This is a genomic window from Streptomyces sp. NPDC059917, assembly GCF_042730635.1.
Classification (GTDB): domain Bacteria; phylum Actinomycetota; class Actinomycetes; order Streptomycetales; family Streptomycetaceae; genus Streptomyces.
Window position 1 is genome coordinate 24,819 of record NZ_JBHWLC010000082.1, and the last position, 10,448, is coordinate 35,266.

The following is a 10,448-nucleotide window of genomic DNA, read 5'->3' on the forward strand; positions in this document are numbered from 1 at the left end:
TCGCCCTCAGCCCTCCTTCTGCGCCAGACGCAGGAGGTGATCGGCCAGCGCCTGACCGCCCGCGGGATCGCGGCTGATCAGCATCAGGGTGTCGTCACCCGCGATCGTGCCGAGGATGGCCTGGAGTTCGGCCTGGTCGATCGCCGAGGCGAGGAACTGGGCGGCGCCGGGCGGGGTGCGCAGGACCACCAGGTTCGCGGACGCCTCCGCCGAGATCAGCAGTTCACCGGAGAGGCGCCGCATGCGCTCCTCCTTCGCCGACTCGCCCAGCGGGGCCTGCGGGGTGCGGAAACCGCCCTCGCTCGGAACCGCGTAGATCAACTCGCCGTTGGTGTTGCGGATCTTCACCGCGCCCAGCTCGTCGAGGTCCCGGGAGAGCGTCGCCTGGGTGACGCTCAGCCCGTCGTCGGCGAGCAGCTTCGCCAGCTGGCTCTGGGAGCGGACCGGCTGCCGGTTGAGGATGTCCACGATCCGGCGGTGGCGGGCGGTTCGGGTCTGCGGAACGGACTGGCCGCTCGCCTCGTGTTCCTGCGCCTGACTCATCGTCGTCTCATTCTCCGGATCCGTCCCCGTGGGCCGCGTCGAGGATGCCGGGCAGGGCCCGGAGGAACGCGTCCGCCTCCGCCTCGGTGAGGACGAACGGCGGCATCAGCCGTACGACGTCGGGGGCGGGCGCGTTGACCAGGAAGCCGGCATCCTGAGCCGCCTGCTGCACCTTCGGTGCGAGGGGCTCGGTCAGCACGATACCCAGCAGGAGGCCCGCACCGCGGACATGGGATACCAACGGGTGGCGCCCGTCCGCACCGGCGCCCTCGATTCCGGAGCGCAGTTGCTCGCTCCGCTCCTTGATCCGGCCCAGGAGTCCGTCGGCGGCGATGGTGTCGATGACGGCGAGCCCGGCGGCGCAGGCGACCGGGTTCCCGCCGAAGGTGGTGCCGTGCTGGCCGGGCCGGAGCAGGTCGGCGGCCGGGCCGAAGGCGGCGAGGGCGCCGATCGGCAGACCGCCGCCCAGCCCCTTCGCGAGCGTGACGAGGTCCGGCTCGACCCCGTCGTGGGCCTGGTGCTCGAACCACTGCCCGCAGCGGCCGATGCCGGTCTGCACCTCGTCGAGGGCGAGCAGCGTGCCGGTGGCACGGGTGATCTCGCGGGCGGCGGTCAGGTACCCGGCGGGTGGGACGACCACGCCGTTCTCGCCCTGGATCGGCTCGATCAGGACGAGGGCGGTGTCCTCGGTGACGGCGGCCCGCAGGGCCTCCACGTCGCCGTAGGGGACGTGGGTGACCTCGCCGGGCAGCGGCAGGAAGGGGGCCTGCTTGGCGGGCTGCCCGGTCAGGGCGAGGGCGCCCATGGTGCGGCCGTGGAATCCGCCCGTGGTGGCGACCATGTGCGTGCGTCCGGTCAGCCGGCCGACCTTGAAGGCCGCCTCGACCGCTTCGGCGCCGGAGTTGCAGAAGAAGACCTTGCCGGGGCGGCCGAAGAGCTGGAGCAGCCGTTCGCCGAGCGCGATGACCGGCTCGGAGGCGTAGAGGTTGGAGACGTGGCCGAGCGAGGCGATCTGCGCGGAGACCGCCCCGACGACCGCCGGGTGGGCGTGGCCGAGGGCGTTGACCGCGATGCCGCCGACGAAGTCGGTGTACTGCTTGCCGTCCGCGTCCCAGACCTGGGCCCCGGCGCCGCGCACGAGCGCGAGCGCGGGGGTGCCGTAGTTGTCGGTGAGCGCCGCCTTCCAGCGGCCCGTGTACTCCTGGTTCGAGCTGTTCCCGCTCACGCGGATTCCCCTCCCTCTGCGTCGGGCACGACCATGGTGCCGATGCCCTCGTCGGTGAAGATCTCCAGCAGGATCGAGTGCTGGACCCGTCCGTCGATCACGCGGGCGGTGCCGACGCCGCCGCGGACGGCGTGCAGGCAGCCCTCCATCTTGGGGACCATGCCGCTCGACAGCTCGGGGAGCAGCTTCTCCAACTCGCTGACGGTGAGCCGGCTGATGACCTCGTCGCTGTTCGGCCAGTCCGCGTACAGCCCCTCGACGTCGGTGAGGACCATCAGGGTCTCGGCGCCGAGGGCGGCCGCGAGCGCCGCGGCCGCGGTGTCGGCGTTGACGTTGTAGACGTGGTCGTCGTCGGCGCTGCGCGCGATGGAGGAGATGACCGGGATCCGGCCGTCCGCCAGCAGCGCCTCGATCGCACCGGTCTCGATGGCGGTGATCTCGCCGACCCGGCCGATGTCGACGCTCTCGCCGTCGATCTCCGGCCGGTGCTGGACGGCGGTGATGGTGTGGGCGTCCTCGCCGGTCATGCCGACGGCGAGCGGTCCATGCTGGTTGAGCAGGCCGACGAGCTGGCGCTGGACCTGTCCGGCGAGCACCATCCGCACGACGTCCATCGCCTCCGGGGTGGTGACGCGCAGGCCCGCCTTGAACTCGCTGACCAGGCCGTGCCGGTCGAGCTGGGCGTTGATCTGCGGACCGCCGCCGTGCACGACGACCGGGCGCAGACCGGCCTGGCGCAGGAAGACCACGTCCTGGGCGAAGGCGGCCTTGAGGTCTTCGTCGATCATGGCGTTGCCGCCGAACTTGATGACGACGATCTTGCCGTTGTGGCGGGTCAGCCAGGGCAGTGCCTCGATGAGGATCTCGGCCTTGGGGAGGGCGGTGTGCTTGCGGGCACTGCCGGATCCGGCGCTCATGAGGAGTACGCGCTGTTCTCGTGGACGTAGTCGGCGGTCAGGTCGTTGGCCCAGATGACCGCGGACTCGCTGCCGGTGGCCAGGTCGGCGGTGATCCGGACCTCGCGGCCCTTCATCGAGACCAGGTCGCGGTCCTCGCCGACGGAGCCGTTCTTGCAGACCCAGATCCCGTTGATGGCGACGTTCAGCCGGTCCGGGTCGAAGGCGGCCTTGGTGGTGCCGATCGCGGAGAGCACCCGGCCCCAGTTCGGGTCCTCGCCGTGGATGGCGCACTTGAGGAGGTTGTTGCGGGCGATGGAGCGGCCCACCTCGACGGCGTCGTCCTCGCTGGCCGCGTTCACGACCTCGATCCGGATGTCCTTGCTGGCGCCCTCGGCGTCGCCGATGAGCTGGCGGGCCAGGTCGTCGCAGACGGTCCGTACGGCCTCGGCGAACTCGTCGTAGGCCGGGGCGGTGCCGCAGGCGCCGGAGGCGAGGAGCAGCACGGTGTCGTTGGTGGACATGCAGCCGTCGGAGTCGACCCGGTCGAAGGTGGTGCGGGTCGCGTCCCGCAGCGCCTTGTCGAGGGTGGCGCTGTCCAGGTCGGCGTCGGTGGTGAGGACGACGAGCATGGTGGCCAGGCCCGGGGCGAGCATCCCGGCGCCCTTGGCCATGCCGCCGACGGTCCAGCCCGCGGCGTGGCTGACGGTGGCGGTCTTGTGGACGGTGTCGGTGGTCTTGATGGCGACGGCCGCGTCCTCGCCGCCGTCGGCGGAGAGGGCGTCAGCCGCGGTCTCGATGCCGGGCAGCAGCTTGTCCATGGGCAGGAGCACGCCGATCAGCCCGGTGGAGGCCACGGCGATCTCACCGGCGTTGTGCTCGCCGCCGAGGACGGCGGCGACCTTCTCGGCGGTGGCGTGGGTGTCCTGGAAGCCCCGGGGGCCGGTACAGGCGTTGGCGCCGCCGGAGTTGAGGACCACGGCGCTGACGGTGCCGCCGCGCAGGACCTGCTCGGACCAGTGGACGGGGGCGGCCTTGACCCGGTTGGAGGTGAAGACGCCCGCCGCGCTCAGGCGCGGCCCGTGGTTGACCACGAGGGCCAGGTCCGGGTTGCCGTTGGCCTTGATCCCGGCGGCGATGCCCGCCGCGCTGAACCCCTGTGCTGCCGTGACGCTCACGGTGCGACTCCGATCGTGGAAAGACCCAAGCTCTCGTGGAGCCCGAGGGCGATGTTCATGCTCTGCACCGCGCCACCGGCGGTGCCCTTGGTCAGGTTGTCGATGGCGCTGATCGCGATGATCCGCTGCGCGGACGCGTCGTACGCGACCTGGACCTGAACGGCGTTGGAACCGTAGACGGATGCCGTCGCGGGCCACTGCCCCTCGGGGAGCAGGTGCACGAAGGGCTCGTCGGCGTAGGCCTTCTCGTAGGCGGCGCGCACCGACTCGGCGGTGGTTCCGGGGACGGCCTTGGCCGAGCAGGTGGCCAGGATGCCCCGGGCCATCGGGGCGAGCGTCGGGGTGAAGGACACCGAGACGCGGGTCCCGGCGACGGCCGAGAGGTTCTGGATCATCTCCGGGGTGTGCCGGTGGCCGCCGCCCACGCCGTACGGGCTCATGGAGCCCATCACCTCGGAGCCGAGCAGGTGGGGCTTGAGCGCCTTGCCCGCGCCGGAGGTTCCGGTGGCGGCGACGATCACGGCCTCGGGCTCGGCGAGCCCGTCCCGGTAGGCCGGGAAGAGGGCCAGGGAGACGGCGGTCGGGTAGCAACCCGGGACCGCGATGCGCTTGGACCCCTCCAGCGCGGCGCGGCCGCCCGGCAGTTCGGGGAGGCCGTAGGGCCACGTACCGGCGTGCGGGGCCCCGTAGAATGCGTCCCAGTCGGCGGCGGATCGCAGCCGGTGGTCGGCGCCCATGTCGACGACGAGGACGTCCTCGCCGAGCTGGGCGGCGACGGCGGCCGACTGGCCGTGCGGCAGGGCGAGGAAGACCACGTCGTGCGGGGCGTCCCGACCGGCGAGCACCTCGGGGGTGGTCGCCTCCAGGGTGCGCCCGGCCAGCGGCACGAGGTGCGGCTGGAGCGAGCCCAGCAGCGCTCCGGCGTTGGAGTTGCCGGTCAGCGCACCGATCTCGACCTCGGGGTGGGCCAGGAGCAGGCGCAGCAGTTCCCCGCCCGCGTACCCGCTCGCTCCGGCCACCGCAACACGAACCACCATCGGACCCTCCTCGTCGATGGCATGACTATACGTTTCGATGCACGTTTATGCAAAGCTCCGATCGGCCCCCGCATCCCCGTACGGGCGGGCCGGGCGGGCGGCGGGCCGGGAAACGCCGCGTGGGGCCCCGCGTCCCGCGGGGCCCCACCGTCACGGCGCGAGGTGTCAGTTCTCCGGCTCCCAGGCGCGGAGGAGGTCGAGCAGGCCCGCGTCCCCTTCGACGCGCAGGGAGGCGGCCTGGACGCGGTCGTAGAAGTAGAGGACGAGCTCACCGGCCGTGCCGTGGACGGAGGCACCGGCCGCCTCGGTGGGCGCGGGGATGCGGGTGGAGCGGGCGCCGTCGCCGTCGACCGTGAGGCGCCAGGAGCGGCCCTCGGAGGCGTGGAAGTCGAAGGTCGTGGGCTCGTGCGGCCAGGCGCTGGACGACGCGACGCAGGTGAACAGGAACTCCTCGACGCCTTCGAGGGCCAGCTCGACCGGCAGCGGCTGCGGGTCGCCCGCGGCGAGCAGGGCGTCGTAGGTGTGCACCGCGCTCTCCTGGACCCGGTGCCGGGCGACTCCGCCGGAGCTGCGCGGCGTCTGCAGGGCGCTCCACCACGCCCAGCATTCGGCGTCCGGTCCCGCCTCGCGCAGGGCGCTCAGCAGGAGCTGCGTCGACGCGGCCAGCCAGGCCAGCAGGGCCTCGCGCTCCCGCGGCACCTCCAGCGCGGCGCGCGCGGCGACGGCCTCGGCCGGCGGGCCGTCGGCGGGGCCCGCGCCGACGATGGCGGCCCAGAAACGGTCTCCCCCGCCCAGGTGCCGCACCAGATCGAACAGCGTCCACTCGGGGCAGGTGGGCACCTGTGCGTCGAGGCTGGGCGCTGCGGCGACGGCGGCCCGGAAGGCGGTCGACCGCTCGTCGATCAGCCGCAGCAGGTCCGGGAACTCAAGATTCTTTTCCACGCCGGATGTCTATCACCGCGCTCCGATGATCGGACAGCGATTTTCACCGCAGCCGCCAGGTGCCCCGGCGCACGTCGAGGGTCGCGGTGAAGTCGACCCGCCCGGGGAAGGGCTCGCCCAGCCGCCAGGGCGCGGGCAGGGCGGCCAGGTCGATGGTGACCAGCGGCTCGGCGCCCGTGGGGTCGCCCACCTCGCCCAGGGCTCCGATCCAGTGGGGTGCCGCGGCGATCAGCCGCTCGGCGAGCCCGGGAGCGGGCTCGGGAACGCGCGCGAGGGGCTTCCGCTCGCCGTCGACGAGGGCGGCGCCGGCCATCAGCGCCAGCAGCCGCGCCAGGACCGCGGCCGGCAGGGCGGGGTCGCTCGTCTCCAGGAGCAGGTAGCAGTCGTCGTGGCCCGAGAACCAGACCCGGGAGCCGGTCAGGCGGCTCAGGAGCGGCTCCTCGAAGCCGGTCGTGCCGAGCACGAGGGCGAGCTCGTCGAGCTGCTCCGGGCTCCGGTCGGCGGGCAGGTCGATCAGGGCGAACTCGTACGGCGACCAGGTGCCGTCCAGCAGACGCGGCAGCAGGTCGCGCTCCAGCACCAGGAACTCCTCCCCGAGGCCGTTCATCCCGGCTGCCCGGGGTCCGAGCGGGTGGACCGCGCAGGGCACGCCGAGGTCGGCCGCGACGAGCGAGGGCCGCAGGGGGTGCCCGTGCTCGTCCAGGGAGGAGTTGGTCTCCAGCGACACCACCGCCACCGCGTCGTTCGCCGCGGCCGCGAGCAGGTCGACCAGCTCACCGGCCTGCGCCGCGCACGCCTGCACCCGCCACAGCCCCTCGGTCTCGCGGAGGCTGAACGCCAAGGGGAACGGCCGGCGCTCCCAGCCGACGCTGTTCGCGCTGAACGCGCCCTGCCGCCCGACTTCGATCATTCGCCCCGCCCCCGAGAACCCGCCGACCACTGCGTACGGTCTGATCATGACGGATCACAGACCCCCCTTGTCCTCGGTGTCCCAGTTCGCGGCCTGGGAGCCCGTACTGCGGCTGGTGCTGACCGCGGACCCGCGGCGCGAGCGCGGGCAGGTGGCCCGGGTGGCGGGACGCGTCGGGCAGCACGGATGGAGCCTGGCCCACCGGGGCGCGATGTCGGCGACGGCGCGCGGCGCGGTGGAGGACCTGCAGCGGGCGCTGGCGCGCGGCCGCGTCGAGGAGGTCGCCTTCCGCGCGGAGGTCCGGCCGGACGGGCGGACCACGCTCGCCGTGGTCTGGCCGAGCCCCGTCGTGGAGGCCCCCTGCGGCTACGCCGACCTGGGCGTCCTCGTCCTGGTCGAGGGCTCCCTCCCCGCTCCCTGGCTGCGCCGCCCCGAACCGGTGCCCGGGGCGGTACCGGCGCCGTCGGCGGATCCGGCGCTGCTGGAGCGGACGCTGCGCGAGCGGTTGCCCGACGCCGTGGGCGCGACCCGGGAGGAGATCGACGCCGCCGAGGCACGGTTGGGCGTCACCCTGTCCGAGGAACTGAAGGCGCTCTACCGGGTGGCCCGGGTGGACTGGTTCGACGACTTCGAGGGCGCCGACCTCGCGGGCGACGCGGTCGGCTGCGAGCTGGGCGGTCCGGCGGACCTGCGCGCCGTCGACGCGGCGGAGCGCCACACCGGCTGGGGCATCGGCGCCCGGCGGGCGATCGGCGCCGCACCCGACGCCGCGGTGCAGCCCCTGGCCGGTTCGCCGGGCTGGATCGGCTTCGGGAGCAACGGCGGCGACGAGTACGCGATCGACCTCACGCCCGGCCCGGGCGGCCACCTCGGGCAGGTCCTGCTGGTCGGTCACGAGCAGAGCCTCGGCGCCGAGCTGGTGGCCGATTCCCTCACCGACTTCGTGCTGGGCCGGGTACGGGAGGAGCCCCACGGCCGCGTCGCGGAGCCGCCCGGGATCACGGCGGCGGTCCGCACCGGCGGCCTCGGCAGCGTCGAGGAGGCCGCGCACCCCGCCCTGGAGGTCCTGACCGTCGAGGCCCCGGACGGCGGCGGCGCGCCGTTCGCCCTCGCCCCGGTCCTCGGACTGCCCCGGCTGCGCACGCTCACGGCGGCGCCCGGCGCCCTGGCGGACCCGCTGGAGGTCACGGGCCTGCCCGCGCTGGAGTTCCTGGCGGTCGGCGTCCGGGAATGGCGCCTCCTGCTGGACGCCGGAGCCGTGCCGCGCACCCTGAAAGCCGCGGCCGTCACCGTGCGGGACGAGGAGCACCTGCCCGTGGTGGACGTCGCCAACGAGATCCTGGCCCTGTGGGACCGGCCCCCGATCGAGCAGACGCTGCTCGAAGGGAACATCGGCCCCGTGGCGGCGGACGCCCGTGCGATGCTGGGCCGGTGACGATCGAGGACCTCGTACGACTGCGCCGCGCCCGGGACGCGATGGACCGCGACTACGCCGAGCCCCTGGACGTTCCCGCGCTCGCGGCCATCGCGCTGATGTCCCCCGGGCACTTCTCGCGCAGCTTCCGCGCGGCCTTCGGCGAGACGCCGTACGGCTATCTGATGACCCGCCGCGTCGAGCGGGCCAAGGCGCTGCTGCGCCGGGGCGACCTCAGCGTGACCGAGGTCTGCTTCGCGGTCGGCTGTACCTCGCTGGGGTCGTTCAGCTCCCGCTTCACCGAACTGGTCGGCGAGAGCCCCAGCGCCTACCGGGCCCGCCGCCACGAGGAGGGCGCGGCGATCCCCGCCTGCGTGGCCAAGATCCTCACCCGCCCCTCCCGGAGCGGGCCGCCGCAAGCGGGGGCGGGATCCGGCCGCACGTCGTAGCGTCGCAGTCATGACCATCAAGCTCTCGCAGTGCTTCATCGCGGTCGACGACCACGACGCGGCGCTCGCCTTCTACCGCGACACCCTCGGCCTGGAGGTGCGCAACGACGTCGGCTTCGAGGGGATGCGCTGGGTCACCGTCGGCTCCCCCGAGCAGCCCGACGTGGAGATCGTCCTCGAACCGCCGCTCGCCGACCCCAACGCCTCGCCGGCCGACCGGCAGGCCATGGCGCAACTGCTGGCCAAGGGCCTGCTCCGCGGCGTGATCTTCACGACCGACGACGTCGACGCGACCTTCGAGCGGATCCGGGCGGCGGGCGCCGAGGTGCTCCAGGAGCCGACCGACCAGCCGTACGGCGTCCGCGACTGCGCCTTTCGCGACCCGGCGGGCAACATGCTCCGCTTCAACCGGCCGCGCTGACACCGGCCCCGGGGGCGCGGCGCGGCACCACGCACCGGTGCCCCGGGCCCCGCGGCAGGTCCGCGGGTCCGGGGCACCGGTGGTGATCTTCGCGATCAGGGGTTCTGGCCGGCGGCCTTCGCGGCGCGCTCCGCGTTGCGCTCCTTGATGCGGACCGTCTCCTTGCGGACGTCGGCCTGCGTGGCGCGCTCCTTCTGGAGCCACTCGGGCAGCTCGGCCTTGATGGCCTCGATCTGCTCGGTGGTCAGGGCGTCCGTGACGCCCCCGCGCGCGAGACCGGCGATGGAGACGCCGAGCTTGGACGCGACGACGGGACGCGGGTGCGGACCGTTGAGGCGGAGGTCCTGGAGCCACTGGGGCGGCTCGGCCTGGAGGGCACTCAGCTCGGCCCGCGAGACGACACCCTCCTGGAACTCGGCGGGTGTGGCCTCGAGGTACACACCCAGCTTCTTCGCCGCGGTCGCGGGCTTCATGGTCTGGGCGTTCTGGTGCGACGTCATGGGGTCAAGGGTATCGAGCGTGTGCGCTACCTCCGACCACGACCGGTAACCTGGCCGGGTGACAGGCTCGGAAACACCCCCTTCGTTCCGGCTCGCGTACGTCCCGGGAGTGACGCCCACCAAGTGGGTGCGGATCTGGAACGAGCGGCTGCCCGACGTCCCGCTGACGCTGGTCCAGGTGACCCCCGGCGAGGCGCCCGCGCTGCTGCGCGGCGGCGGCGCCGACGCGGGCTTCGTGCGGCTGCCGATCGACCGCACGGACCTCAGTGCGATCCCCCTCTACACCGAGACCACCGTGGTCGTGATCCCCAAGGACCACCTGATCGCGGCGGTCGAAGAGGTCTCCACGGGCGATCTGGCCGAGGAGATCGTGCTGCACCCCCTCGACGACACCCTCGACTGGGAGCAGCTGCCGGGCAAGCCCGCGATCGCCCGCCCCGAGACGACGGAGGACGCGATCGAGCTGGTGGCGGCGGGGATCGGCGTGCTCGTCGTGCCGCAGTCGCTCGCCCGTCTGCACCACCGCAAGGACCTCACCTACCGCACGCTGACGGAGGCGCCGCAGTCGCGCATCGCGCTGTCGTGGCCGGAGGCGGACGAGGCGCCCGAGCTGGTGGAGGAGTTCATCGGGATCGTGCGCGGTCGTACGGTCAACAGCTCGCGGGGGCGCACGCCGACCCCGCCGCAGCCGAAGAAGGCCAAGCGCCCCGACCCCGCGGCGGCCCGCCGCAAGCCCGGCGGCGGCAAGCCGACCGCGGGCAAGAACCCGCGCGGTGCCTCCGGGGGCGGCGCGAAGGGCGGCGGCAAGGGCGGCGCCAAGCGCGGCAAGCCGCGCGGCCGCTAGGGCGTGTTTCGAAAGTAGCGCCTGGCTCGCGACGCCTGGTACCGCGCCTCGCGGCGTTGTCGGAACGCCCGATTACGTCCAGTAGGCGG

General features: G+C 73.6%; 12 protein-coding genes. 4 read left to right on the plus strand and 8 right to left on the minus strand.

Features of this window, described 5'->3' with window-relative positions:
• Nucleotides 1–6: 6 nt before the first annotated feature.
• The 7 genes from ACFWAR_RS32805 to ACFWAR_RS32835 form a co-directional block, all read right to left on the minus strand.
• Nucleotides 7–543 (minus strand): arginine repressor, encoded by a 537-nt coding sequence (locus ACFWAR_RS32805; protein ID WP_354382611.1) that lies wholly within the window; start codon nt 541–543, stop codon nt 7–9.
• Between the two features lie 7 nt (nt 544–550).
• On the minus strand, nt 551–1,768 hold the full coding sequence (locus ACFWAR_RS32810; RefSeq protein WP_385785196.1) for an acetylornithine transaminase: 1,218 nt from the start codon (nt 1,766–1,768) through the stop codon (nt 551–553).
• Nucleotides 1,765–2,685, minus strand: coding sequence for an acetylglutamate kinase (argB, locus tag ACFWAR_RS32815; RefSeq protein WP_385785199.1), 921 nt, complete (start codon nt 2,683–2,685; stop codon nt 1,765–1,767). The genes ACFWAR_RS32810 and argB overlap by 4 nt, the downstream gene beginning before the upstream one ends.
• Nucleotides 2,682–3,842 (minus strand): bifunctional glutamate N-acetyltransferase/amino-acid acetyltransferase ArgJ, encoded by a 1,161-nt coding sequence (gene argJ / locus ACFWAR_RS32820; protein ID WP_385785201.1) that lies wholly within the window; start codon nt 3,840–3,842, stop codon nt 2,682–2,684. Before argJ ends, argB begins: the two co-directional genes overlap by 4 nt.
• The gene (gene argC, locus ACFWAR_RS32825) at nt 3,839–4,879 is read right to left on the minus strand and encodes an N-acetyl-gamma-glutamyl-phosphate reductase (protein ID WP_385785204.1); all 1,041 of its coding nucleotides are present in this window, start codon (nt 4,877–4,879) and stop codon (nt 3,839–3,841) included. Before argC ends, argJ begins: the two co-directional genes overlap by 4 nt.
• A gap of 165 nt (nt 4,880–5,044) precedes the next feature.
• Nucleotides 5,045–5,821 (minus strand): maleylpyruvate isomerase family mycothiol-dependent enzyme, encoded by a 777-nt coding sequence (locus tag ACFWAR_RS32830; protein ID WP_385785207.1) that lies wholly within the window; start codon nt 5,819–5,821, stop codon nt 5,045–5,047.
• Nucleotides 5,822–5,864: 43 nt separating this feature from the next.
• A complete protein-coding gene (locus tag ACFWAR_RS32835; protein WP_385785210.1) occupies nt 5,865–6,731 on the minus strand; it encodes a hypothetical protein in 867 nt (288 codons plus the stop codon).
• Between the two features lie 46 nt (nt 6,732–6,777).
• Between ACFWAR_RS32835 and ACFWAR_RS32840 the strand changes: the two genes are divergently transcribed.
• From ACFWAR_RS32840 to ACFWAR_RS32850, 3 genes are read left to right on the plus strand one after another with little or no spacing between them, the layout of a single operon-like run.
• Nucleotides 6,778–8,166, plus strand: coding sequence for an SMI1/KNR4 family protein (locus ACFWAR_RS32840; protein WP_385785213.1), 1,389 nt, complete (start codon nt 6,778–6,780; stop codon nt 8,164–8,166).
• Nucleotides 8,163–8,594, plus strand: coding sequence for a helix-turn-helix domain-containing protein (locus tag ACFWAR_RS32845; protein ID WP_385785215.1), 432 nt, complete (start codon nt 8,163–8,165; stop codon nt 8,592–8,594). The genes ACFWAR_RS32840 and ACFWAR_RS32845 overlap by 4 nt, the downstream gene beginning before the upstream one ends.
• A gap of 10 nt (nt 8,595–8,604) precedes the next feature.
• Complete coding sequence (locus ACFWAR_RS32850) at nt 8,605–9,015, plus strand: VOC family protein (RefSeq protein ID WP_385785218.1); 411 nt, start codon at nt 8,605–8,607, stop codon at nt 9,013–9,015.
• A 95-nt stretch (nt 9,016–9,110) separates the two neighbouring features.
• On the opposite strand, the gene ACFWAR_RS32855 is transcribed toward ACFWAR_RS32850, so the two are convergent.
• Nucleotides 9,111–9,515, minus strand: coding sequence for a DUF5997 family protein (locus ACFWAR_RS32855; protein ID WP_385785221.1), 405 nt, complete (start codon nt 9,513–9,515; stop codon nt 9,111–9,113).
• 58 nt (nt 9,516–9,573) lie between these two features.
• Between ACFWAR_RS32855 and ACFWAR_RS32860 the strand changes: the two genes are divergently transcribed.
• Entirely contained in the window at nt 9,574–10,359 is a 786-nt protein-coding gene (locus ACFWAR_RS32860) for a LysR family substrate-binding domain-containing protein (RefSeq protein WP_385785223.1), read from the plus strand.
• Nucleotides 10,360–10,448 lie beyond the last annotated feature (89 nt).